The following is a 23113-nucleotide window of genomic DNA, read 5'->3' on the forward strand; positions in this document are numbered from 1 at the left end:
AGTCGTGTGGCGGCCCGTTGCGGGCCGCCACGGTGGCGGTTCAGATCAAGCTGCGCAGCACGTAGTGCAGGATGCCGCCGGCCTTGAAGTACTCGACCTCGTTCTGGGTGTCGATTCGGCAGAGCACCTCGAAGCCGTCCTGGCTGCCGTCCTCGCGGGTCACCCCGATCCTGAGGTTCATGTGTGGCTTCAGTTCACCGGAAAGCCCGCTGATGCTCAGCACCTCCCGGCCGGTCAGCTTCAGTGTCTTGCGGTCCTGGCCGTCCTTGAATTGCAGCGGCAGCACGCCCATGCCCACCAGGTTGGAGCGGTGGATGCGTTCGAAGCTCTCGGCGATCACCGCTTTCACGCCCAGCAGGTTGGTGCCCTTGGCCGCCCAGTCGCGGGACGAGCCGGTGCCGTATTCCTTGCCGGCGACGATCACCAGAGCCGTGCCGTCCTGCTGGTAGCGCATGGCGGCGTCGTAGATCGCCAGCTTTTCGCCGCTGGGAACGTAAAGCGTGTTGCCGCCTTCCTCGCCGCCGAGCATCTCGTTCTTGATGCGGATGTTGGCGAAGGTGCCGCGCATCATCACCTCATGGTTCCCACGACGTGAGCCGTAGGAGTTGAAGTCGGCGTAGGCCACACCGTGTTCGCTGAGGTAGCGGCCGGCGGGGCTGTCCTTCTTGATGTTGCCGGCGGGGGAGATGTGGTCGGTGGTCACCGAGTCGCCCAGCACTGCGAGGATGCGGGCCTGCCGGATGTCCTCGACCTTCGGCGGCGCCTCGGCGATGTGCTCGAAGAAGGGAGGGTGCTGGATGTAGGTGGAGTCGTCCTGCCAGGTGTAGGTCTTGGCATCCGGCACCTGGATCGCACGCCATTTCTCGTCGCCCTGGAAGACTTCGGCGTACTCCTTGTGGAACATCGCCGTATCCACTTTCTGAATGGCCTCGGCAATTTCCTGCTGGGTCGGCCAGATGTCCTTCAGATAGACCGGCTTGCCGTCCTTGCCGGTGCCCAGCGGGTCTCTGGTCAGGTCGGTGCGCACGGTGCCAGCCAGGGCGTAGGCCACCACCAGTGGTGGCGAGGCCAGCCAGTTGGTTTTCACCAACGGGTGCACGCGGCCCTCGAAGTTGCGGTTGCCGGAAAGCACCGAGGCCACCGTCAGGTCGGCCTGCTGGATGGCTTTTTCGATGGGCTCCAGCAGCGGGCCGGAGTTGCCGATGCAGGTGGTGCAGCCGTAGCCCACCAGGTCGAAGCCCAGTTCGTCCAGGTAGCGGGTCAGCCCGGCGGCGCGGAAGTAGTCGGTCACCACCTTGGAGCCGGGGGCCAGCGAGCTCTTCACCCAGGGTTTGCGCTGCAGGCCCTTCTCCAGCGCCTTCTTCGCCAGCAGGCCGGCGGCCATCATCACGCTGGGGTTGGAAGTGTTGGTGCAGGAGGTGATGGCGGCGATGGCCACGGCGCCGTTCTTCAGCCGGTAGGTGTGGCCGTCCTGCTGGTAGTCGATTTCCCCGGGCGGCGTCGAGGCGCCCACCGCGGCACCTCCGCCGCCTTCGCTGAGCAGCCGGCCTTCCTCGGTGGAGGAGGGTTTGATCTGCAGGCCGAGGAAGTCGTCGAAGGCCTGGCTGACATGGCCGAGGGCGACGCGGTCCTGCGGGCGCTTGGGTCCGGCCAGGCTGGCTTCGACTTCACCCATGTCCAGTTGCAGGGAATCGGTGAATACCGGCTCGTGGCCTTTTTCGCGCCACAGGCCCTGGGCCTTGCAGTAAGTCTCCACCAGCTTGACGACTTCGTCCGGGCGTCCGGACAGGCGCAGGTAACCCAGGGTGATTTCGTCCACCGGGAAGAAGCCGCAGGTGGCGCCGTATTCCGGGGCCATGTTGGCGATGGTGGCGCGGTCTGCCAGGGGCAGGTCGGCCAGGCCGTCGCCGTAGAATTCGACGAATTTTCCGACCACGCCCTTCTTGCGCAGCATCTGGGTGACCGTCAGCACTAGGTCGGTGGCGGTAATCCCTTCCTTCAGCTTGCCGGTGAGCTTGAAGCCAATCACTTCGGGGATCAGCATCGATACCGGCTGGCCGAGCATGGCCGCTTCCGCCTCGATGCCGCCGACGCCCCAGCCGAGCACGCCGAGGCCGTTGATCATGGTGGTGTGCGAGTCGGTGCCCACCAGGGTATCGGGGAAGGCGTAGGTTCTGCCGCCTTCATCCTTGGTCCATACGGTGCGCCCCAGGTATTCCAGGTTGACCTGGTGGCAGATGCCGGTGCCTGGCGGTACCACGCGGAAGTTGTCGAAGGCGTTCTGGCCCCAGCGCAGGAAGGCGTAGCGCTCGCCGTTGCGCTCCATCTCGATCTCGACGTTCTGGGCGAAGGCGGCCTGGCTTGCGAACTTGTCGACCATCACCGAGTGGTCGATGACCAGGTCGACGGGGGATAGCGGATTGATCTTCTGCGGATCGCCCCCGGCCCTGGCCATGGCGTCGCGCATCGCGGCCAGGTCGACCACCGCCGGCACGCCGGTGAAGTCCTGCATCAATACGCGGGCGGGGCGGTACTGGATCTCGCGGTCGGAGCTGCGGGTCTTCAGCCAGCCGGCCAGCGCCTTCAGGTCGTCGCCGGTGACGGTGTTGTCGTCCTCCCAGCGCAGCAGGTTTTCCAGCAGGACTTTCAGGGACATGGGCAGCTTGCCCAGGTCCCCCAGGCTCTTCGCCGCTTCGGGCAGGCTGTAGTAGTGATAGGTCTTGCCGGCGACCTCCAGGGTGCGCAGGCTGTTCAGGCTATCCACTGCGGGCATGACATTCTCCTCAGGCTTGGATCGGCAGCGTGCTGCCGATACTTGGCGAAGGTCGGGCAACGTACCCTGATCCAACGCAGAAATAACGCGATTGGCATCGATCTCCGCCATGCAGGGTGATCGCCTCGCCAATCGGCGGGCGCTGCACCAGAACACTCAAGCTAGACCGCTGTGCGGGGTCTTGCCATCTGTTCTGGACCGGTCATCTGGCCCAGGGTTCCTGTTAAATGAAGACCGTTGTCGGAGAGTTCCTGCGGGTCTGAATGAAACCGTCACGACCGCGAGGAAGTGACCTGCCCCCTGCGCCGCCTGGAGAAGGGCGAGCGCTGACGACCCGAAGCTGCCCACCCGCGCCACCCGACCTTTGGTGACTTGTCGCGGCGCGCCGCATTGGCCCATGCTGTGCGGCGCGAGATCCTCCGGAGACCTTCGTGAAGCGAAAGTTGCCCTCCCTGCTGGGCAGTTACAGCCGCATGTTGCTGCCGCGCCGTGGCCTGGGCCAGGGCGAGCGCGTTCCTTACCTGGCGATGGACAGCCGCACCCTGCAATTCGACCTGCGCCACCTGCGCGCCTACCGCCAGCACTTCGGCCTCGACCCGGCGCTGGGTGTGCCGCTGCTCTATCCGCAGGTGATCAGCCTGCCGCTGCACCTGCGCCTGCTCAGCCGCTCGCGCATGCCGCTCTCGGTGCTCGGGCTCATCCACCTGCGCAGCCACATCCAGCGTTACCGTATGCTCGACGAGCATGCGCCGCTGCAGTTCGACTGCCGCATCCTCACCAGCCGGCGCAGCACGCTGGGCCTGGAGGTGGACGTGCTCACCGAGGCCTGGCACCACGACATGCTCTATTGGCAGTCGATCACCACCTACCTGCGCCGCGGCGATTTCCTCGAACCCGGGGCCGAGCCCGACCCGCTGCCGGAGCGGGCCCAGTGGCACACCCTGGAAGCCCCGGTGCACGCCGGCGTGCAATGGCGCGTGCCGAAGGTCGTCGGCTGGCGCTATGCCGGCCTGAGCGGCGACTTCAACCCCCTGCACCTGTCGCGCCTGATGGCCTCTCACTACGGTTTCGGCAAACCCTTCGCCCACGGCATGTGGGGCCTGGCGCGCAGTCTGACCGGCCGCCGCCTGGCCGAGAATGTGCGCCTGGACGCCCATTTCAAGGCGCCATTGCCGCTAGGCAGCCAGGTGAAGCAGAGCTATCGCCGGATGGGCGCCAAGGAGCAGTGGGCGCTGCTGCCAGCCGAGGGGGATGGCGAGCCGATGCTGCTGGCCCAGTTGGATGAGGCGCCGGACGGGCCGTTGCGCTGATCGCAGCGTATGGGGCGGGCTCTGTTCGCGAGCAAGGACTGGGCGTCCCCCTCGGTCCTACAGGTTGGCAGCGCAGGCTCTTCGTAGGAGCGAGCTTGCTCGCGAAGCGCATGGCAGAGGAGCCGCCGGCGGCAAGTCAGCGACGTTCGGCCACCCGCGGCTGTAATGGCAGCAGGCCCGGCAACTGCACCTCGCCCTGCAACTCCACCGGCGACAGGCGCCAGGAACTGTTGAACAGGTACTGGCCGCTGAAGCCGCTCACCAGCAGACCAATCTCATCTCCTGGCTTCAGGCTGGCGCTGACGGCGTTCAATCGTGTGCTGCCGTGGTTGGCCAGGGGCTTGATCTGCTCATCCAGCCGCCGGGTGTCGCCGTCGGCGCCGCGAATCGCCATCGAGACGAACACCTGTGTATCGGGCCGCTCGGCCAGCGGCTGCGCCAGACGGATTTCCGCGCTGCCGAGCAGGGCGCTGTTCTCGCTTACGCGCTGCAACGCAATGAAACGCGAAGGTTGCAGCAACCCGCTGCTGGCGGGGCGGATCGCCGTGGCGGGCAGTGCCACGGTCGGCCCGGGTGGCGGCAGTTCGTTCAATGCCACGCCCTGGTCCAGATTCAGGCTGATGCACAGGTCCGGCACGCTGGCGGCGGCACCGGCGCGGCCGCGCAGCTTCTCTTCGTACCAGGCGACGATGCCCTGGTAGAGGTTGATGGCGCGCGGGCCGCAATGGATCACCGGTTCGTTGTTGAACGGCGGCAGCCCGCTCCAGGCCTGCAGCGGAGGCGGCAGGATATGCCCGCCCTGCATGCCGAGCAGACGCACGTCGGCCGGGCCCTGCTTGAGGCACTGGCGGATCTGCAACCCCTGGTCGAGGGGGAAGAGGGTGTCGCGCATGCCCTGGATCAGCAGTGCGTCTGCATGGGGGCGGCGACCCTCGGCGCAGTAGCGCGCCAGGCTATGGTCATGCAGTTCGGCCTGCACCGGTTCGGCCATGCGCCCGCCGGCGGTGTGCAGGTAGTCGGCCTGGACGAACTTGCCCAGGTCGTAGCCGGTGGCCAGCCCCAGGCTGACCAGCACGCCGCCCCAGCCGATCTTCAGCTGGCCGTCCGGCGCCAGGGCGTCGGCGAGGTCATACCAGGTGGCGATGGGCACGATGGCGTCGATCCGCCGGTCCTCGGCCGAGGCCAGAAGCTGCACGGCGCCGCCATAGCTTTCGCCGAGCATGCCGACGCGCGGGTCGTTCGGCCCGTCCATCAGCAAGCGCGGCAGGTGTGCGGCAGCCCAGTCGATCACCGCGCTGGCGTCCTGTACCTCGAACTGCGGGTTCATCATCTCGATGCGCCCGTCGCTGCCGCCCCAGCCGCGCTGGTCGTAGCTGACCACCCAGTAGCCGGCCTTCCACGCCTTGAGCGCGGCGCGCCCGGACATCATGGTCTTGCCGTAGAACCCATCCGGTCCGGTCACCCGCCAGCCGCCCCAGCCGTGGGTGTGGACGATGAGCGGTGCGGTTTCGCCGGTCTTCAGCGCCGGCTGGAAGACCGTGGCGGAGAGCTTCGTGCCGTCGCGGGCGGTGATGACGGCTTCGAACCAGGTGGCTGGCAGGTCCTTGCCTGCACTGGCGCTGAAGTCGGGAACCTGGTCGCGGGCGGCGCAGCCGGCGAGCAGCACGAGGCACAGGCAGAGGAGGGCGCGCATCGGGGCTCCTTGTGAAGGGCGGGGCGGGGCGGACGGATGCGCCAGCATGCCCGGCGCCCGCACCGCCCACCCCCAACCAAGGTTCGGTGACCCGGACGGACGCGGGGTGACCGCGCGGTGTCCTTTGGGTGACAATGCGCCATTGGCTTTTCTGGAGTTACCCGATGTCTCAACCTGTCGACGCGATTCTCGACGCCACCGGCCTGAACTGCCCCGAGCCGGTCATGATGCTGCATAACAAGGTGCGCGACCTGCCGGCTGGCGGCCTGCTCAAGGTGATCGCCACCGATCCTTCCACTCGCCGCGACATTCCCAAGTTCTGCGTGTTCCTCGGGCACGAGCTGGTGGAGCAGCAGGAAGAGGCGGGGACCTACCTGTACTGGATTCGCAAGAAGGCGGAGTGATTCCGCCTGACGAGAGGCTTTTCGTAGGAGCGAGCTTGCTCGCGAACCGCCCAGCGTAAGCGCTGCCGGGAAGCTGGTTCGCGAGCAAGCTCGCTCCTACAGGGATGTACCTCAGCTTCCTGCCGGGCGCGCCGCAAGCCTCTGGGCCACCATCCGCCCGATCAGCGCGACGAAGGTCAGGGCAATCAGCACCACCGAGATGGCCGCCACCGCCGGGTCGATGTTGTCGCGCAGGCCGGACCAGATCTGCCGGGGAAGGGTGTTGACCTCGGTGCTGGTGACGAACAGGGTCACCGCGATCTCCTCCCAGGAGAGCGCGAAGCACAGCAGCGCGGTACTGGCCACGCCCAGCTTGAGGTTCGGCAGCACCACCATGAAGGTGGTCTGGCCCAGGCTCGCGCCGAGGTTGCGCGCGGCCAGTTCGATGCGCCGGTCCAGCTGGCTGAGCGCCACCAGCATGGTCACCACGCCGTAGGGCACCACCATCACGATGTGCGCGATGGTCAGGCCGAACAGGGTGTCGTAGCCCAGGCCCGGAGCGAACTGGCTGACCTTGGTTTCCATGAAGTACAGGACCATCGCCGAGATCATCGGCGGGATCGCCATGGGCAGCAGCACCAGGCCGATCAGCAGGGTCGCCAGGCGCGAGCGCAGGTACCAGATGCCGAGGCTGAAGCTCACCGCCAGCGCGGTCGCAATGACGCAGGTGGCGGTGGCGACTATCAGGCTCTGGCTGATCGCCGAGAGCCATTCGGGGCTGTCCAGCAGCGCCTGGTAATGCCGCAGCGACCAGTTGCCGTTGGGCATCGACAGGAAGCGCTTGCTGGTGAAGGACACCGGGATCACCGCCAGCAGCGGGAAGACCATGAAGATCATCGCCATGGTCGCCAGCAGGCGACTGGGAGCCTTGGTTTCGTGCGAGTTCATTTCAGCGGCTCCTTATCCCACCAGCTTGTCGACGCGGGTCATGCGCAGCAGCGCCCAGATCATCCCGCTCACCAGCATCAGCAACACCACCGAGAGCGCCGCGCCCAGGCCCCAGTTGCTGGTCTGGAACATCTGCAGGTAGACGTACTCGGCCACCATCACCGTCTGCCCGCCGCCGAGGATCGCCGGGGTGATGAAGAAGCCCAGGCAGAACACGAAGACGATGATGAAGGCGCCGAGGATGCCGGGGATGGTCTGCGGCACGAAGATGCTCCAGAAGGTTCGCAGCTGCCCCGCGCCCAGGCCGCGGGCGGCCAGCAGCACGCGCGGGTCGAGGCGGCGCATGGTGGACACCAGCGGGAACAGGGCGAAGGGCACCATGAAGTGGACCATGCCGATCACCACCCCCAGCTCGTTGCGCGTGAGCTGCAAGGGCTCGCTGATGATTCCCAGGTTCTGCAGCCAACCGTTGAGCAGACCGTTGCTGCGCAGGGCGATCAGCCAGCCGAAGGCGCGTACCAGCACCGACAGCCAGAACGGGATGAACACGCAGATTTCCACCACGCGCTGCCAGAACGGCGGGCTGTAGACCCAGCAGTAGGCCATCAGGTAGGCGATCACCAGCGAGACCACGCTGACCGTGGCGCACAGGCGGAAGGTCCGCCAGAGCACATCGTGGATCGCCGGGTCGGTCAAGATCCGCTGGTACTGCTCGATCCCCGGCTCCGGCAGGGTGACGCTCCAGCCGAGCACGCCGAGGAAGGGCAGTACGTAGAACACGATCAGTACGACCGGCAGTGGTAGCAGCAGCGCGCCCAGCTTCAGCCGCGAGGGGGCGTTATCGGCCATGGTCCTGCACTCCGGGTTACTTGGAGATATGCGTCAGGTACTGCTCCAGGGTCGCCCCGTAGTGGTCGGTGTACCACTCGTGGCTGAGCATGATCTGCTTGGGCAGGTTCGACGGATCGGTGCAGTTCAGGTGCCGGCGGTCTTCGGGGATCAGCGAGGCGGCGGCGGGGTTGGCCGGGCCGTTGCCGAACATCTTGAACAGCTCGACCTGGGACTGCGGGTCCTGGGCGTAGGCGATGAACTTCATGGCCGCCTCGGTGCCCGCCGGGTTGCCCTTGAGCACGCCCCAGTTGCTGCAGCCGAGCAGGGCGTTGTCGAAGGTCCACTTGATGCGGTTTTCGCTGTCCTCGCTGATCACCTGGGCACGGGTGTTCCAGATGGCGCCCATGGATACTTCACCTTCCATCAGCAATTGCTGGGTTTCCGCACCCGAGCCCCAGAAGGACAGCACGTGGGGCTTGAGCTCCTCGATCTTCTTCAGCGCGCGCGGCACATCCAGCGGGTAGAGCTTGTCCGGTGCGACGCCGTCGGCCAGCAGCGCGGCCTCCAGCATGCCGTTCATCCACTTGTAGAGGGTTCGCTTGCCGGGGAAGGTCTTCACGTCCCAGAAGTCCGCCCAGGTCTTGGGCGCCTTGTCGCCGAAGCGCTCGCTGTCGTAGGCGATCACGTAGCTGAGCATGTAGTCGGCGATGCCGTACTCGTAGGCGAAGCCCGGCAGCACCTTGTCCTTGGAGACCACGTTGTAGTCGATGGGCTGCACCAGGCCTTCCTTGCCGAGGATCTGCAGGACCGAGCTTTCCGCGTCGACCACGTCCCAGCTCACCCGGCCGCTGGACAGCTGGGTGCGGATGGCGCCTTCGGTGGGGCCGCTGCCGTCGATCTTGGTCGGGATGCCGGTGGCCTTGGAGAAGCCCTCGGTCCAGGCCTTGCCGAACGCCTTGATCGCGTCGCCGCCCCAGTTCACTACCACCAGCGGCTTGTCGCCGGCGGCGAAGCTGACGCCGCTGCGCAGGGCCAGCGGCAGGGCGGCCATCAGGCCCATGCCCTTGAGGAAGGTGCGGCGGTCGATTTGCCCGCGACGGGCTTTTTCGATGAGGACTTCGATGCAGTCTTGCTGGTGCGGATTGAACATGAGTGCAGCTCCCGGTCAGAAGGGATGGCGAATGGAGACGAACGCGAACGGTGGCTCAGGCCAGCAGCAAACTTTTTTCGATGGGCCAGCTCAGCCAGACCTTCGAGCCGTGTTCCAGGCGTGAGGCCTGGTGGTCGGCATGCACCGCCAGGCTCATGGGCAGTGCGCCCTCTGCGGCGGTGGCCAGGCCCAGCTCGGTGCTGGCGCCCTGGTAGGTCTTGGCGGTGAGTACGGCCTGCACCACGTTGTGGCCGGCGGTGGTTGGCGGCGCGCTATGCAGTTGCATGTGTTCCGGACGTACCGCCAGCAGTGGGGCGGCGGCCTGCATGGCGGACGAGTACCCGGCGCGCAGTTCGGCTTCGCCGAAGCGCCCGCAGGCCAGTTCGCCGGCACGGCCCACCTGGGTCAGCGGGAACAGGTTCATCTTGCCGAGGAACTCGGCGACGAAGCGGTTGTTCGGCTGGTTGTAGATGGTTTCCGGCGCGTCGACCTGGGCCAGTTGGCCACGGTTGAAGATGGCGATGCGGGTGGACAGGGCGAGGGCTTCGTTCTGGTCGTGGGTGACGAAGACGAAGGTGGTGCCGACCTGGCGGTGGATGCGCTGCAGTTCCGCCTGCAGCTGCTCGCGCAGGTTCTTGTCCAGCGCCGAGAGGGGTTCGTCGAGGAGCAGCATGTCCGGTTCGAAGACCAGGGCGCGGGCGATGGCCACGCGCTGCTGCTGGCCACCGGAGAGCTCGCCGGGGCGCTTGCCCAGGTGCTCGCCCAGGCCGACCACTTCGAGCATGCGGCGCACGCGGCGGTTGCGCTCCTCGGGCTTCACGCCGCGAATCTTCAGCGGGAAGGCGACGTTGTCCTCGATGGTCATGTGCGGGAACAGGGCGTAGCCCTGGAACACCATGCCGAAGTTGCGCTTTTCGGCGGGGCGCCGGGTGATGTCGATGCCGCCTTCTTCCAGCTTGCCGCGGGACGGGTCCTGGAAGCCGGCGAGGATCATCAGGAAGGTGGTCTTGCCCGAGCCGGACGGGCCGAGGAGGGTGAGGAACTCACCTTGCTGGATATCGATGGACACTGCGTCCAGCGCGTTGAAACTGCCGTAGCTCTTGCCAATGCCGATGGCACGAAGTTGGGGCTGTCGCTCCACTGCACTTACCTCGAGTTTCTTGTTCTTGTTCGAGTGGCCGCCGGGTGAGGGGTAAAAATCAGCGGCCTTTTTTTAATGCAGTATTGTTAAATCTCTCTCCGCTTCAATCGCGTTTTTTTGCCCTCATTGTTCGAAATCATTCACCAATCAGCGCATTGCGGCCGCCCCGGCGGAACTGCTCGGACATGCGCAGTTCGGCCTTCATCCAGGTCTTGAAGGCCCGCACGTCGGGGCGTTCGGACTTGGCCGGGTCGGTGACGAAGTAGTAGCGGTTAGGCGGCTCGATGGCGACGTTGAACAGACGCACCAACTGTCCCTTGGCCATGGCGTCGCCGCTGACCAGCGCATCGCCCATGGCCACGCCTTGCCCGGCGATGGCCGCCGATTGCACCAGGTGCGCGTCGGAGAAGACGATGCCGTTGCGCACGTTGAGGTTCTTCACTCCGGCCGCCGCCGTCCAGAGCAGCCAGTCGGAGTGGTCGACCATGTGCAGGAAGGGCAGGCTGGCGAGGTCTTCCGGCGAATCCAGGCCGCCGATGGAGTTGAGTAGCGAGGGGCTGCACACCGGGAAGGTGTCGAGGGTGGCGATCAGGTCGACGTGCAGGTCTGTCCAGTCGCCTACGCCGTAGGCGACGAACAGGTCGACGTCGCGGTTGCTGACGTCATCGGGAATCCGTGGCGAGACCAGGTTCAGCTCCACCTGTGGGTGGGCGCGCTGGAACTTGCCGATCTGGTGGCATAGCCAGTAGGTGGCGAAGCCCGGCGTGCAACTCACGCACAGCCGGCCGGAGATTTCCTCGGCATTGGCGAAGCGTCGCGCCTCGTTGAGGATCGCCAGGGCGCGCTGGGTTTCCCGGGCGAAGCATTCGCCGTGGTAGGTGAGGGCGATGCCACGGCCGACCCGCTCGGTGAGGGCAATGCCCAGGCAGTCTTCCAGGCTGTGCAACTGGTGGCTGACGGCGCTGCGGGTCAGGCTCAGCTCGCTGGCCGCACCGGACAGGCTGCCCAGGCGGGCGACGGCGTCGAGCACGCGCAGGGCGGTCATCGAGGGGAAACGCATGGCTCACTCCTAACGGCGAAGTGGAGCCTTTATCCCTGAGCGGGGCGGTGGTGTCGAGTGGGAGGGGAGAGGGTGGTTGTTTCGGAGCGTTTCGTTATGGGCGCGCCCTTTTGTCAGAGCGGGGATGGAAACCTCGGTGCGGCACCGAATCACCGGCGCTGCTAACCAGCGTAGGGGCGGACTCCGTCCGCGATGTATCTGCCTCGCGCCAGGGTTTCCCGCGTCGCTTCGGCGCGCGCGCGGACTTTTTGTTTCGCCCCCTCGGGCGACCTCCTTTGGCAAACGCCCCAAAGGAGGCAAAGGTCTTGCCCCAATCATCCGGTTTTTCGCTTGGGGCGAAAAATACCCTCGTTGAACCTAAGTTTCAGGGGCACGCCGCGAAGGGCCATCCCTGGCCCATCGCGGCTCTCGCGACATCCATGTCACTCAACCCCTGAAACTCCGATTCAACGAGGCCTCCTGAACGGGGCAGTTCGGAGTGTGCGGATGCTTCTCTGGAAGTCTCACAGAGCGGAAAGCCAAGAGCGCCGGCGATCCTTTGTAGGAGCGCCCCATGGGCGCGATCGCGGGCATGGCCCGCTCCTACAGGGGTATTCCGGTGCTGATTAGCGCAACTTCTCCATCATCTGGTAGTACCACATGCCCGCCGCCAGCATCGGGTTGCCGAACACGTCGCCCATGGGCACGCGGATGTGCTTGCACTGGGCGAAGGTGTCGAACTTCTCCAGGTCGCCGGTCATCGCGGTGGCCATGATCTCGCCCATGATGTGGGTGGTCGCCACACCGTGGCCGGAGTAGCCCTGGCAATACCAGACGTTCTCTGACAGCTTGCCCAGCTGCGGGATGCGGTTCATCACGATGCCCATGGCACAGCTCCACTGGAACTCGATGTCCACGCCCTTGAGCGCCGGGAAGGTGCGCTCGATGCACGGACGCAGTTCGCCGGCGATGTCGCGCGAGTCGCGGCCGGAGTAGTTGGCGCCGCCGCCGAACAGCAGGCGGCCGTCACCGGTCATGCGGTAGTAGTCGAGCACGAAGCGGCAGTCGTAGACGGCCAGGTCCTGCGGGTTGATGCGCTTGGCCAGCTCGCCCAGTGGCTTGGTGGTGACGATGCCGCCCATGGCCGGGAAGATCATGCCCTTGAGCTGCTTGCGCTCCAGCTTGTGGTAGACGTCGCCGGCCAGCATCACCTGCGCGGCGTTGATCCGACCGCCGGAAGTGACCACCGCCGGGCGCGGGCCGTGAATGATGTCCAGCACCTCGGAGTGCTCGAAGATCAGAGCGCCCAGGCTGGCGGCGGCCTTGGCTTCGCCGATGCACAGGTTGAGCGGGTGCAGGTGCATGTTGCGGGTGTTCTTGATGGCGCCGCAGTAGAGGTCGCTTTCCAGGTGCGCGCGTACTCCGGCGCCGTCCAGCAGGCTGATCTCGTCACCCATGCCGCGGCGCTTGGCGTCATCAAAGGTGGCCTTCAGTTCGTCCATGTGCGACTGCTTCATCGCCGCGTGCAGGTGGCCGAATTTCAGGTCGCACTGGATGCCGTACTTCTCCACGCGGCTCTTGATGATCTCATGGCCGCGCCAGCGCAGGTGCCAGATGAAGTCGTCGACGTCGTCGCCCAGCCACTGGCGCATCTGCTTGCTCATGGCGGCGTCGCCCGAGAGGCTGCCGGTAACCTGCCCGCCGTTGCGCCCGCTGGCGCCCCAGCCGACCTTGTTGGTCTCGACGATGGCCACCTTGTAGCCGCGCTCGGCCAGCTCCACGGCGGTGGCGACGCCGGTGAAGCCGCCGCCGATGATGGCGATGTCGACGTTCACCTCGCCCTGCAGGGTGGGGTAGTGGGTTTCCTCATTGAGGCTCGCGGAGTAGTAGGACTTCGCGCGCTCCGGGGCGGGGGTAACTGCGGCGTTCATTGCGGTGTTCCTTTCTTGTTCGTTCGTTTGGCCCTTCTCCCTCACCCTAGCCCTCTCCCAGAGGGAGAGGGGACTGATCGGAGCGGGCTGTAAATTCGGTTTTCGCCGGATGCTTCAGTGAGCGCAGTGCTCATCTCGGCACACTCGGCTCCCTCTCCCCCTGGGAGAGGACTGGGGTGAGGGGCTCTTCAGCGCGCCCAATTCCTCAAGCCTGCGTCAGATACCACCGCCAATCCTGCTCGCCGACCTCGCCCATGAACTGGCGGTACTCGGCCTGTTTCACCTTGAGGTACACGCCGAGGAATTCATGCCCCAGCGCATCCCGCGCCCAGCTGGAGCGCTCCAGCGCGCGCAGCGAGGTGAGCCAGTCGGTGGGCAGCAGTTCCTTGGCCTGGGCGTAGCCGTTGCCTTCCACCGGCGCCCCCGGGTCGATCTGCTCGCGGATGCCGCGATGGATGCCGGCGAGGATGGCGGCGGCAGCCAGATAAGGGTTGGCGTCGGCGCCGCAGATGCGGTGCTCCACATGCCGGGTATGTGCCGGGCCGCCCGGTACGCGCAGGCTCACGGTACGGTTGTCGCAGCCCCAGGTCGGCGCCAGCGGCGCGTAGCTGTTGGCCTGGAAGCGGCGGTAGGAGTTGGCGTTGGGGCAGAACAGCAGCAGCGAGTCGAGCAGGCTTTTCAGCATGCCGCCCACGGACTGGCGCAGCAGCGGCGTGCCCGCCGGATCTTCACTGGCGAACAGGTTGTTGCCTTCGGCGTCGGCCAGGGACACGTGCATGTGCATGCCGGTGCCGGCCAGGTCGTCGAACGGCTTGGCCATGAAGCAGGCCTGCATGCCGTGCTTGTGCGCCACGCCTTTCACCAGGCGCTTGTAGCGCACCGCCTGGTCCATCGCGGTGAGCGCGTCGCCGTGTTCCAGGGTGATCTCCACCTGGCCCGGCGCGTACTCGGAAATCGCCGTGCGCGCCGGAATGCCCTGGGCCTTGCAGGCGGCATAGAGGTCGGCGAGGAACGGCTCGATCTGCTCCAGCTCGCGCAGGCCATAGACCTGCGTGGCACGCGGGCGGCCACCGTCGGCGTCCAGGGCCGGTTGTGGACGGCCATTGGCGTCGCGCTTGGCGTCCAGCAGGTAGAACTCCAGCTCGCAGGCCATCACCGGGTGGTAGCCGGCGGCCTTGAGACCGTCGATCACGCGGATCAGCACATGGCGCGGGTCGGCGATGTCCGCCGGCTTGCCTTCCACGGGGTGCATGCTGACTTGCACCGCCGCCGTGGGAATCTGCCGCCAGGGCAGGCGCACCAGGCTGCCGGCCAGCGGATAGGCGCGGCAGTCGATATCGCCCACGTCCCAGACCAGCCCGGAATCCTCCACGTCCTCACCATGGATCGTGAGGCCGAGAATGGTGCTGGGCAGCGGCCGGCCGGATTGGTACACGGCGAGCAGTTCCTCGCGGTGCAGCAGCTTGCCGCGCGGCACGCCGTTGGCGTCGAGGATGAACAGCTCGACCATCTCGATATCGGGGTTCTGGGCCAGGAAAACCTGGGCTTCTTGCACGGAGGCGAAATTCATGGGGCTCTCGATAGCATCCAGCCGGATGCGCTGACGACCTGCAGGCCAGGGCCGCACCTGGGGTGCGGAGATAAAGGCAGGCAAGCGATGCAACGGGCTACGTCTTGTTCGAGGAGGACGCGGGCCTTCCCTGAGCGTAGTTCCGTCGGTGGCGTTCGGGCGCGGTGGCCCGTCAGTGGCTGGCGCTATCCGGTGGACGCGCATGGCGGCAATGCCAGAGCGCCCAGAAGGCCAGTTCGAGAGGCAGGGTCAGCGGTTGCAGTTCGAGCCAACGGGCATGTTTGCGCGGCAGAGGGGTAGCGCTGCCGGCCTTGAGGGCGGCGACGTTATCCAGCGGTGCGGGCGAAACGAGCAGGTGCATGTTGGGCGAGTTGGCTGACGATTCGAGCAGCCTCGCACAGGCTCATGCGTTTATTAAATGTGATTTTCGAGATGCTTGGATTTGAAAAATCGAAACTGAATGCTGGGCTCCCGTCGCCAGGAGCGCCACCCCAGAGGCACCGTGGGTGATTGGATGCAGCCGGTCGCATGCGTCGATGGGTAATCGAGCCTCCCCTACACTGGGGGCATCTTTCGTCAGAACCGGGCTTGCCCATGTGCCGCATCGTCTTCGCCCCCTCGATCCAGCGCCACGTTGCGCTGGAGGAGCGCGAGCTGTCGGCGCCGACGCTGAAGGCGGCGCTGGAGACGGTATTCGCCGAGGCACCGACCCTGCGCGGCTACCTGCTGGACGACCAGGGCGGATTGCGCCGGCACCTGACGATCTTCATCGATGGCCTGCGTTTGCGCGACCGCGCCCGCCTGAGCGATGCCCTGGCGGCGGATAGCGAGGTCTATGTGGTGCAGGCCCTGAGCGGTGGTTGAGGAGGCGGAGTATGGACGATCGACTGCTGGTGGCGACCCGCAAGGGCTTGTTCACCTTTCAGCGCGACGGGAACGGCTGGCAGGAAGTGCGTCGCGAATTCATCGGCGAGCCCCTGAGCATGGTGTTGGCCGACCCCCGCGACGAAACCCTCTACGCCGCACTCAACCTCGGCCACTTCGGTTGCAAGCTGTGGCGCCAGCGGCCCGGAGAGGAGTGGCAGGAAGTCGCCGTCCCGGTCTACCCGCCGCAGCCCGACCCGCTGCCTACGCCGAAGGAGGGCGATGCTCCACCCGCGCCCTGGACCCTGCAACAGATCTGGTGCCTGGAAACCGGCGGCGCCGCCGAACCCGGCGTGCTCTGGGCCGGCACCATCCCCGGAGGGCTGTTCCGCAGTGCTGACGGCGGCGACAGCTGGGAGCTGAACCGTCCGTTGTGGGACCGCCCCGAGCGCGCCCGCTGGTTCGGCGGCGGCTACGACTGGCCGGGCATCCACTCGGTCAGCGTCGACCCGCGCGACAGCCGGCACCTGACGGTGGGCGTGTCCTGCGGCGGCGTCTGGCAGAGCGACGACGGCGGCGCCAACTGGCGCAACACCACGGCGGGCATGTACGCCGACTACATGCCGCCGGAGCTGCGCGAGGACGGCGCCATCCAGGACCCGCACCGCCTGGTGCAGTGCCCGGCGCAACCTGAGCGCCTGTGGGTGCAGCACCACAACGGTATCTTCACCTCCACCGATGGCGGCGCGCGCTGGCACGATGTGCAGGTCGAACCCTCCAGCTTCGGTTTCGCCGTCGCCGTGCACCCGACCCAGCCGGACACCGCCTGGTTCGTCCCGGCGGTGAAGGATGTCTGCCGGGTGCCGGTGGACGGCCGGCTCGTGGTCACCCGCACCCGCGATGGCGGCGCCAGCTTCGAGGTCCTGGACAGCGGCTTGCCGCAAGGCCCGGCCTTCGACCTGATCTACCGCCACGGCCTGGCGGTGGACGACGATGGCCAGCGCCTGGCGATGGGCTCCACCACCGGCGGGCTGTGGTTGTCGGAGAATGGCGGCGACCAATGGCAATGTCTGTCGGCCAACCTGCCGCCGATCTACTGCGTGCGCTTCGGTTAGCTTCCGCGCCTTAAGGCCTTCGTGCCGCTCGTGTAACGGAGCGGCACGGCTTCCTCGCGCAAGCGCTGCGGCTGCCGCGCGACGCGCAGCCGTCGATCCGACAGGCGAGGCTGGCCAAGGTGCGAAAAACAATATATAAAAATATAGATTGTTTATTTGTAGATCGTACCTATGACCGCTACCACGCTTGATCCCGCCGACGCCCAGCGTCTGCACCAATCGGCCGAATCCGCCTGCCAGTTGCTCAAGGCCCTGGCCAATACGGACCGCCTGATGCTGCTCTGCCAACTGGCCCAGGGCGAGCTCAATGTTGGTGAACTGGAAGCCTGCACCGGCATCGCCCAGCCGACCCTGTCGCAACAATTGGCGGTGCTGCGTCGCGAGGAACTGGTGGAAACCCGTCGCGAGGGCAAGCAGGTCTACTACCGCATCGCCAGCCACCAGGCGCTGGCGGTGATCGAAACCCTGTATCGACTGTTCTGCTCGGAGGCATCGGCATGATCGACTGGACCAGCTTCACGCCCTGGAGCGCCCTGGCCGGTGGCGCGCTGATCGGCCTGTCGGCGGGGCTCTTTGCCGTGCTCGATGGCCGCATCGCCGGCATCAGCGGCTTGCTCGGCGGCCTGTTCAAACGCTCCGCATGGGGCGGTGAGGGGCCGTTGTTCCTGCTCGGCCTGCTGACGGCGCCCCTGCTGTGGGCGCTGTTGCGGCCACTGCCGGAGATCCGTTTCGATGCCGGCTGGGCAACCTTGCTGGTGGCGGGGCTGCTGGTCGGCGTGGGCAGCCGTTTCGGTGCCGGTTGCACCAGCGGACACGGCGTCTGCGGGCTGTCGCGGCTGTCCGGCCGCTCCCTGGTGGCGACGCTGTCCTTCATGGCCACCGGCTTCATCACCGTATTCGTCCTGCGCCACCTGCTGGGAGCTTGAGACATGGGCAAGATCGTCGCGTTATTGGCCGGGCTGCTGTTCGGCATGGGTTTACTGCTGTCGGGTATGGCCAACCCGTCGAAGGTGCTGGGTTTCCTCGATCTGGGTGGGCCCTGGGACCCATCGCTGGCGCTGGTGATGGTCGCTGCCATCGGTGTGGCGCTGCCGTTCTTCACCTGGGCGCGGCGGCATGAGCGGACGCTGCTGGGCGGCCTCATGCAGTTGCCGCAGCGCCGTGACCTGGATGGCCAACTGATCGGCGGCAGCCTGTTGTTCGGTGTCGGCTGGGGCATCGCCGGCATCTGCCCGGGGCCGGCATTGGTGACCTTTGCCGCCGGTTACTGGCAGGGCGCGCTGTTCTGCCTTGCCATGCTGGTGGGCATGGGGCTGCACGCCGGCTATGAATGGCAACGTGACGCGAAGAGGAGGCCCGCATGAGCGCCACCATCCAACCCTTCTTCGATCCGGCCACGTCCACATACAGCTATGTGGTGAGTGATCCGCAGACGCAGCGCTGCGCGATCATCGACCCGGTGCTGGACTACGACGCCGCCGCCGGCCGCGTCGGCCATGCCAGCGCCCGGCGTATCGTCGATTACGTGCGCGAACAGGGCCTGACAGTGGAGTGGCTGCTGGAGACCCACCTGCACGCCGATCACCTGTCCGCCTCGGCCTGGCTCAAGGGCGAGCTGGGCGGCCGGGTGGCCATCGGCGCCAATACCTCCCGGGTACAGAGCACCTTCGCCGGGCTGCTAAACCTGGGCGCGGAGTTTCCCTGCGACGGCAGCCAGTTCGACCACCTGTTCGGCGACGGTGAGCGCTTCTTCATCGGCGAACTGGAGGCCGAGGCACTGCACACCCCGGGCCACACGCCGGCGTGCATGACCTATCGGATCGGCGATGCCGCCTTCGTCGGCGACACCCTGTTCATGCCCGACTACGGCACCGCCCGTTGCGACTTCCCCGGCGGCGACGCGCGTCAGCTGTACCGCTCGATCCAGCGATTGTTCGCGCTGCCGGGCGAGACGCGGCTGTTCATGTGCCATGACTACCTGGCCCCCGGGCGCGACGAGCACCAGCATGAGACCAGCGTGGCGCGCGAACGCGAGGACAACGTGCATGTCCATCAGGGCGTCGGGGAGGACGCCTTCGTGGCGATGCGCCAGGAGCGTGATGCCACCCTCAAGGCGCCGGCGCTGATCTGGCCGTCGATCCAGGTGAACATGCGCGGCGGTATGCTGCCGGAAGCCGAAGCCAACGGCGTGCGTTATCTGCGGATACCTCTGGACCGGATGTAAAAAAGCCGCCCTGTGGGGGCGGCAAGCACCAAAGGATGGGGGTTCCCCGCGCAAGGCGCGGGGAGGGTGGATCAGAAGCGCCAGTCCAGGGACAGGTTACCGGCCACCGAGTTGTAGCCGGTGCGGAACAGGTCGCTGGAGACGCCGGCGCCGACATCGACGTTTTCGCTGAGCTGGTAGCGCACGTTGCCGCGCAGGCCCATGGAGTCGCGGCCGATCACGGTGTTCTTGCTCTTGAACTTCGTGCCCTGGTAGTTGGCGAAGGTCGCGTCCTGGATCAGGTCGGTATCGAGCAGTTCGTGGTTCCAGGTCACCTGGCCTTCGGCCTTGATGGCGTGACCGCTGTCCAGCGGGAACTTCATGGCGCTGTTCAGGCCGAGGCTGGAGCGCAGCGAATCGAACTGCTGCGAATCCAGCTTCAGGGTCGTACCGTCGGCGCCTTTCTCGTGGGTGCCGTCGCGCCACAGGCTGGTGTAGGTGAGGGTGGCGATCGGGCCCAGGCTGACGTTGTCGTTCAGCTTGAAGCGGTAACCGCCGCCGCCGACCACGGAGGCACTCTTGCCGCTCCAGTCAGCCTTGTTCTCGGCCGAGTAGTCATCGAAGTTGAGCTTGCGCTTGAGCTCGCCGGTTTCGTAGCCGATACGGGCGTTGCCAAGCATGTAGCTGCCGGCCATCGGGTCTTCGGCATAGCGGGCATGCACACCCAGCTCCAGGGCCGTGGTATTGCCGTCGCCGTTGAGCGGGTCCTTCAGGTTGACCGACTGCTTGCTGGCCGCACCGTGCAGGCCGACGATCAGGTTGCCGTCGCTGGTGGCCGCTGTCTCCGCGCCGAAGATCACGCCGGAGCTGTTTGTGGTGTAGCCGACGGTATGGCTGTCGCTGTTCTGCCGGGTATTGCCGCCGAAGGGCTGGATGAAGGTCTGCCACTCATCGTTGCGCAGCTTGCCCGGCTCGCGGGCGCTGATGGCGTCGGCGACCTGCTGTTCGCGTTGCAGCGAGCTGGCCATCATGGCGCTGTAGGCGGACGGCGACAGTTGGTCGAGCGCCTTGGCGACGGTGCTGCCGTCGGCGGCGGAGAAGTCAAGGGTGGTGTAGAGCTTCTGGCGGTCAGTGTCAGTGGCCTGGACCTGGGCGGCGGACTGGCTCAAGGCCTGGCCGACTGCCCGGCCGCTCTTGCTCAGGGCGTACTGGGCATAGGCGTTGCTGGCGCGGTTGAAGCTCAGCAGGTAGCTGCCGTTCTTCTGCGCGGAGGCCCGCAGCGACAAGGTCGGCGAGAAGGGTTCGCTGTCCACCGTGCTGAAGCTGCCAGTGGTGGTGGTGCTGCTGAGCAACTGCGTGGAATTGACCTTCCACTGCGGCGAATACCAGCCGCGCTCCGGAGCGACGGTCAGGCGGCCGCCCAGTTGGGCTTCTCCCTTGACCACGAGTGTGTCGTGGGCGCCCTTGCTGTTGACGTTGACCAGGAGCTGGCCTGTTTCGCCTTGCTCATAGTCACCCTTCACGGTGATGGTCCCGGTCGGGGCCACGGTGCCATGGTTGGTGAAGTCACCGGCTTCGTTCAGCGTGTATTCGCTGGTGCCGCTCAGCGTTGCACCGGGCGCGACTTCCACGCTGTAGACCTGATGCGTGCCGTTGAGCGCCGTCTCGCCGCCCTGGGCGACCAGCGCCAGGCTGTTGAGGCCGCTGATGTTGCCGTTGTACTGGAAGCTGAAGTTCGGGTCGGCCTGGTCGGCGGCACGGCCCGCGCTGTCGGCGAGACGGCCGAAGGTGAGCTGGGTCAGGCGCTGCTCGCCGGCTTCGTCCTTCTGGTTGTAGAGGTTGTAGATATTCCCCTCCAGCTTCGCGCCGTTGAGGACATTGATGTTGTTCACCAGGGCATTGGCATCGACCAGGAGGGCGGCCTGGTTGCCCGCCAACCGGCCGCTGATGTCGACATTGTCGACCAGGGCGCCTTCCAGTTCCGGCAGGAGCAGGGATGCGCCACCGACCAGTCGGATGTAGGAGCCGCGGTAGTCCAGATCGTTACCCACCGCGTTGTTGCCGAAGCTGAATCCCGCAGCGATACCGCCCTGGCCCAGCGCCTCGATGTCGCCTCGCTGGATGAAGTCGTGGCTCTTGCCGTAGGCGAACAGCACGCCAACCCCATTCACACCGTTGGCGTGGATCCGCGTGCCCGGATCGACCACCAGGGTATTGCCTTCGCCATCGACACGCACACCGGCAGCGCCATCGCCGCGGGTCAGCAGATCGGCCTGCTGGTGGATCTGGTTGTAGCTGCCGTAGACATGCAGGCCGAGGCCCAGCGGCGTGGTGCTCTCGGCGCCGACCAGATAGCTTGTTCCAGAGGGATCGCGCTGGTAGTAGCCGTTCTGGTTGTAGATCGTCTGGTCGCTGCCGTACACCGAGTAGCCGAAGAAGTTGCGGCGGTCGATCTGGTAGCCGAGATCCTGCATCGCCGCCAGCTCCGCCTCCATGAAGGTGGTGTAGTTGCGGTAGTTCTGGTGGCTCATCAGGCTGTTCTTCAGCTCGATGTGGCTCATGTAGTCATCGTCCAGCGAGCCGCCGGACATTATCCTGACCGGAAGCCCGGGCATGGCGTCGCCCAGTACCTCGCTGACGTGTTCGCCGCTGAAGTAGCCTTGGTCCTTGCGCAGGTCGAAGCCGTTCGGGTCATAGTCGTTCTTGCACTGCTTACACAACACCGCCTGGCCGGGCGCTGCCGGGTTGCCGTTGTCGTCACGCAGATGCGCGGCCCAGTTGCTGAGGGTATCGCCAAAGTATGGCGTCCTTGAGTCCTTTCCGTCCTTGTCCGCTACGTTGTTCATGATCCCCAGCGCGTGACCCAATTCGTGCAGGACTGTGGCAGGTAGATCCGCGGATTTACCCGTGGGCAATTGGCTGGGGACGTAGGGCGCGGTGTTGAAATCCATCTTGCCGATGACGAACAGGCCATGGGCTCCGGTGTCGAGTGGCCCGGTATCCTGATTGGTCAGGGCAGCCTGCAATTGGGTGGTATAGACATCGCCGCTGGCAGGAGCCTTTCCACTTGTGCCAGCCGCGTTTGCTTCGTCCATGGTACCTACATTGAGGATGCCGGGGAGCTGCCCGGGCTGAGGAGTAATCACCGTCGCCCAATAGGTTCCCCCCTGGATGATCTGTTGTTTCTGCCGCGCGTTCAGGCTCCAGGTGGAGGACTGCTCAGTCTTGTCGTCGTCTACGTTGAACGGGCCATCGCCTACGTCGAAGAATCGCAGTTCGAAAATCGGCAGCCCCTGCGGTGTCTGGAGTGTTTGGGTCTCCATGGCGTAGAGCGGGACGGCGGGCAGTGTGGCGGCCAGGGAAATGGCCAGGGAAAGTTTCTTATGGGTGAAGCCGAACTTTGTTTTCATTTCGAGCCTTTGTGTTGGAAGTATGGGGCTGGCGGGTGTGGCAATGGAGTTGTCGGTCGACTCCTTATTCATGAGTGGATCGGGTTTATAGTTTGTTGCGGAGGCCAGGATTGATTTCCTAAGCCTTTGTTCGGGTTGTTGTTTGTTGCGGGATTTAGCGTTGAGAGTGCTTGCGGTTGATTGCCGGTTCAATGCTGTTTGGGAGTGGGTTGTGTAGGTTTTTTCTTGTTATTTGTCAGAGCGGGGTGTGATATCTGTTGCGGAGTTTTGGATGTTGAAAGTGTGAATTTTTTGAGAGTTAGAATGTTGTTCTTGTGGTAGTGGATATTTGAATCGGGCGGGTTTGGCTTGGGCGGTTACATCGAGTGATGTTTCCTAGGCGCGCGGTATTTTCTCTGGCTGACTTGGCGGTCTAAGTTGTAGGAATATTTACGTAATGACAGGGTCGGTAATGGTTTCCGACTTTATCGTTCTGCTTTGGATTGATGTTTGAAGCGTGATCCTCGGTGATGAGAACCCGCTTGGGGAAAGAAGCCATGACATCGCACCTGAAGCCAGGTGCGAGCCCGCTTCAGATGCGCAAGAGGATGGCGGGTTTGCAGAGGAAGGGCCGGCGCAGCGCCGGCCCTTGGATCACGCAGTTACAGCAGCAGGGTGCGGATATCGCCCAGCAGGTCGGACAGACGCTTGGTGAAGCGCGCGGCGGCGGCCCCGTTGATCACGCGGTGATCGTAGGACAGCGACAGCGGCAG

20 protein-coding genes are annotated in these 23113 nt (G+C 65.6%); 8 read left to right on the forward strand and 12 right to left on the reverse strand.

The features are described from left to right. Positions 1 to 40: 40 nt before the first annotated feature. A complete protein-coding gene (gene acnA / locus ACNFBT_RS05360) occupies positions 41 to 2773 on the reverse strand; it encodes an aconitate hydratase AcnA (protein WP_416747105.1) in 2733 nt (910 codons plus the stop codon). A 431-nt stretch (positions 2774 to 3204) separates the two neighbouring features. Here acnA and ACNFBT_RS05365 point away from each other — a divergent pair, with 431 nt between their 5' ends. Further along, positions 3205 to 4083 carry a MaoC family dehydratase gene (locus ACNFBT_RS05365; protein ID WP_416747107.1) on the forward strand — a complete coding sequence of 293 codons (879 nt, stop codon included), beginning with the start codon at positions 3205 to 3207 and terminating at the stop codon, positions 4081 to 4083. A 136-nt stretch (positions 4084 to 4219) separates the two neighbouring features. On the opposite strand, the gene ACNFBT_RS05370 is transcribed toward ACNFBT_RS05365, so the two are convergent. Continuing rightward, positions 4220 to 5776 (reverse strand): alpha/beta hydrolase, encoded by a 1557-nt coding sequence (locus tag ACNFBT_RS05370; protein ID WP_416747109.1) that lies wholly within the window; start codon positions 5774 to 5776, stop codon positions 4220 to 4222. A 164-nt stretch (positions 5777 to 5940) separates the two neighbouring features. Between ACNFBT_RS05370 and tusA the strand changes: the two genes are divergently transcribed. After that, a complete protein-coding gene (gene tusA, locus ACNFBT_RS05375) occupies positions 5941 to 6180 on the forward strand; it encodes a sulfurtransferase TusA (protein WP_015477744.1) in 240 nt (79 codons plus the stop codon). A gap of 111 nt (positions 6181 to 6291) precedes the next feature. Here the strand turns inward: tusA and ACNFBT_RS05380 are convergent, their stop codons facing one another. The 8 genes from ACNFBT_RS05380 to ACNFBT_RS05415 all read right to left on the reverse strand — a co-directional run bounded on the left by ACNFBT_RS05380 (position 6292) and on the right by ACNFBT_RS05415 (position 15130). Beyond that, positions 6292 to 7107: an ABC transporter permease gene (locus tag ACNFBT_RS05380; RefSeq protein ID WP_416747112.1), complete on the reverse strand. Its 816-nt coding sequence runs from the start codon at positions 7105 to 7107 to the stop codon at positions 6292 to 6294. A gap of 12 nt (positions 7108 to 7119) precedes the next feature. Further along, positions 7120 to 7956 (reverse strand): ABC transporter permease, encoded by an 837-nt coding sequence (locus ACNFBT_RS05385; RefSeq protein ID WP_416747114.1) that lies wholly within the window; start codon positions 7954 to 7956, stop codon positions 7120 to 7122. Positions 7957 to 7972: 16 nt separating this feature from the next. Continuing rightward, positions 7973 to 9088, reverse strand: a complete 1116-nt coding sequence (locus ACNFBT_RS05390; RefSeq protein ID WP_416747116.1) for an ABC transporter substrate-binding protein — start codon at positions 9086 to 9088, stop codon at positions 7973 to 7975. A gap of 55 nt (positions 9089 to 9143) precedes the next feature. Beyond that, the gene (locus tag ACNFBT_RS05395) at positions 9144 to 10229 is read right to left on the reverse strand and encodes an ABC transporter ATP-binding protein (RefSeq protein ID WP_416747118.1); all 1086 of its coding nucleotides are present in this window, start codon (positions 10227 to 10229) and stop codon (positions 9144 to 9146) included. 136 nt (positions 10230 to 10365) lie between these two features. Continuing rightward, positions 10366 to 11289, reverse strand: a complete 924-nt coding sequence (locus ACNFBT_RS05400; RefSeq protein WP_416747120.1) for a LysR substrate-binding domain-containing protein — start codon at positions 11287 to 11289, stop codon at positions 10366 to 10368. 605 nt (positions 11290 to 11894) lie between these two features. Beyond that, positions 11895 to 13199 carry an NAD(P)/FAD-dependent oxidoreductase gene (locus tag ACNFBT_RS05405; protein WP_416747122.1) on the reverse strand — a complete coding sequence of 435 codons (1305 nt, stop codon included), beginning with the start codon at positions 13197 to 13199 and terminating at the stop codon, positions 11895 to 11897. A 205-nt stretch (positions 13200 to 13404) separates the two neighbouring features. Further along, positions 13405 to 14769: a glutamine synthetase family protein gene (locus ACNFBT_RS05410; protein ID WP_416747124.1), complete on the reverse strand. Its 1365-nt coding sequence runs from the start codon at positions 14767 to 14769 to the stop codon at positions 13405 to 13407. A 172-nt stretch (positions 14770 to 14941) separates the two neighbouring features. Beyond that, positions 14942 to 15130, reverse strand: a complete 189-nt coding sequence (locus ACNFBT_RS05415) for a hypothetical protein (protein ID WP_416747126.1) — start codon at positions 15128 to 15130, stop codon at positions 14942 to 14944. Positions 15131 to 15363: 233 nt separating this feature from the next. On the opposite strand from ACNFBT_RS05415, the gene ACNFBT_RS05420 reads away from it, so the two are divergent. From ACNFBT_RS05420 to ACNFBT_RS05445, 6 genes are all read left to right on the forward strand, one after another. Then, complete coding sequence (locus tag ACNFBT_RS05420; protein WP_416747127.1) at positions 15364 to 15633, forward strand: MoaD/ThiS family protein; 270 nt, start codon at positions 15364 to 15366, stop codon at positions 15631 to 15633. A gap of 11 nt (positions 15634 to 15644) precedes the next feature. Next, positions 15645 to 16748: a WD40/YVTN/BNR-like repeat-containing protein gene (locus ACNFBT_RS05425; protein WP_416747129.1), complete on the forward strand. Its 1104-nt coding sequence runs from the start codon at positions 15645 to 15647 to the stop codon at positions 16746 to 16748. 171 nt (positions 16749 to 16919) lie between these two features. After that, positions 16920 to 17249 (forward strand): ArsR/SmtB family transcription factor, encoded by a 330-nt coding sequence (locus ACNFBT_RS05430; RefSeq protein ID WP_416747131.1) that lies wholly within the window; start codon positions 16920 to 16922, stop codon positions 17247 to 17249. After that, on the forward strand, positions 17246 to 17674 hold the full coding sequence (locus ACNFBT_RS05435; protein WP_416747134.1) for a YeeE/YedE family protein: 429 nt from the start codon (positions 17246 to 17248) through the stop codon (positions 17672 to 17674). The genes ACNFBT_RS05430 and ACNFBT_RS05435 overlap by 4 nt, the downstream gene beginning before the upstream one ends. 3 nt (positions 17675 to 17677) lie before the next feature. Next, on the forward strand, positions 17678 to 18112 hold the full coding sequence (locus ACNFBT_RS05440; protein ID WP_416747135.1) for a DUF6691 family protein: 435 nt from the start codon (positions 17678 to 17680) through the stop codon (positions 18110 to 18112). After that, positions 18109 to 18972, forward strand: coding sequence for an MBL fold metallo-hydrolase (locus ACNFBT_RS05445; RefSeq protein ID WP_416747137.1), 864 nt, complete (start codon positions 18109 to 18111; stop codon positions 18970 to 18972). The genes ACNFBT_RS05440 and ACNFBT_RS05445 overlap by 4 nt, the downstream gene beginning before the upstream one ends. Positions 18973 to 19043: 71 nt before the next feature. Here ACNFBT_RS05445 and ACNFBT_RS05450 read toward each other — a convergent pair whose 3' ends face one another. After that, positions 19044 to 22361: an autotransporter domain-containing protein gene (locus tag ACNFBT_RS05450; protein WP_416747139.1), complete on the reverse strand. Its 3318-nt coding sequence runs from the start codon at positions 22359 to 22361 to the stop codon at positions 19044 to 19046. A gap of 641 nt (positions 22362 to 23002) precedes the next feature. Next, positions 23003 to 23113, reverse strand: a 111-nt coding sequence (locus ACNFBT_RS05455) for a 2-oxo acid dehydrogenase subunit E2 (protein ID WP_416747214.1), incomplete at its 5' end; no start/stop codon positions are given.

It is taken from the genome of Pseudomonas sp. NY15181 (assembly GCF_048068055.1).
GTDB lineage: Bacteria > Pseudomonadota > Gammaproteobacteria > Pseudomonadales > Pseudomonadaceae > Pseudomonas.

Bases quoted from the DNA above. Each gene is read 5' to 3' on its own strand.
- ACNFBT_RS05410 (WP_416747124.1), bottom strand. From the start codon at position 14,769: ATGAATTTCGCCTCCGTGCAAGAAGCCCAGGTTTTCCTGGCCCAGAAC.
- ACNFBT_RS05450 (WP_416747139.1), bottom strand. From the start codon at position 22,361: ATGAAAACAAAGTTCGGCTTCACCCATAAGAAACTTTCCCTGGCCATT.
- ACNFBT_RS05385 (WP_416747114.1), bottom strand. From the start codon at position 7,956: ATGGCCGATAACGCCCCCTCGCGGCTGAAGCTGGGCGCGCTGCTGCTA.
- ACNFBT_RS05430 (WP_416747131.1), top strand. From the start codon at position 16,920: ATGACCGCTACCACGCTTGATCCCGCCGACGCCCAGCGTCTGCACCAA.
- ACNFBT_RS05445 (WP_416747137.1), top strand. From the start codon at position 18,109: ATGAGCGCCACCATCCAACCCTTCTTCGATCCGGCCACGTCCACATAC.
- ACNFBT_RS05390 (WP_416747116.1), bottom strand. From the start codon at position 9,088: ATGTTCAATCCGCACCAGCAAGACTGCATCGAAGTCCTCATCGAAAAA.
- ACNFBT_RS05415 (WP_416747126.1), bottom strand. From the start codon at position 15,130: ATGCACCTGCTCGTTTCGCCCGCACCGCTGGATAACGTCGCCGCCCTC.
- acnA (WP_416747105.1), bottom strand. From the start codon at position 2,773: ATGCCCGCAGTGGATAGCCTGAACAGCCTGCGCACCCTGGAGGTCGCC.
- ACNFBT_RS05440 (WP_416747135.1), top strand. From the start codon at position 17,678: ATGGGCAAGATCGTCGCGTTATTGGCCGGGCTGCTGTTCGGCATGGGT.
- ACNFBT_RS05370 (WP_416747109.1), bottom strand. From the start codon at position 5,776: ATGCGCGCCCTCCTCTGCCTGTGCCTCGTGCTGCTCGCCGGCTGCGCC.
- ACNFBT_RS05420 (WP_416747127.1), top strand. From the start codon at position 15,364: ATGTGCCGCATCGTCTTCGCCCCCTCGATCCAGCGCCACGTTGCGCTG.
- tusA (WP_015477744.1), top strand. From the start codon at position 5,941: ATGTCTCAACCTGTCGACGCGATTCTCGACGCCACCGGCCTGAACTGC.
- ACNFBT_RS05405 (WP_416747122.1), bottom strand. From the start codon at position 13,199: ATGAACGCCGCAGTTACCCCCGCCCCGGAGCGCGCGAAGTCCTACTAC.
- ACNFBT_RS05400 (WP_416747120.1), bottom strand. From the start codon at position 11,289: ATGCGTTTCCCCTCGATGACCGCCCTGCGCGTGCTCGACGCCGTCGCC.
- ACNFBT_RS05435 (WP_416747134.1), top strand. From the start codon at position 17,246: ATGATCGACTGGACCAGCTTCACGCCCTGGAGCGCCCTGGCCGGTGGC.
- ACNFBT_RS05380 (WP_416747112.1), bottom strand. From the start codon at position 7,107: ATGAACTCGCACGAAACCAAGGCTCCCAGTCGCCTGCTGGCGACCATG.
- ACNFBT_RS05425 (WP_416747129.1), top strand. From the start codon at position 15,645: ATGGACGATCGACTGCTGGTGGCGACCCGCAAGGGCTTGTTCACCTTT.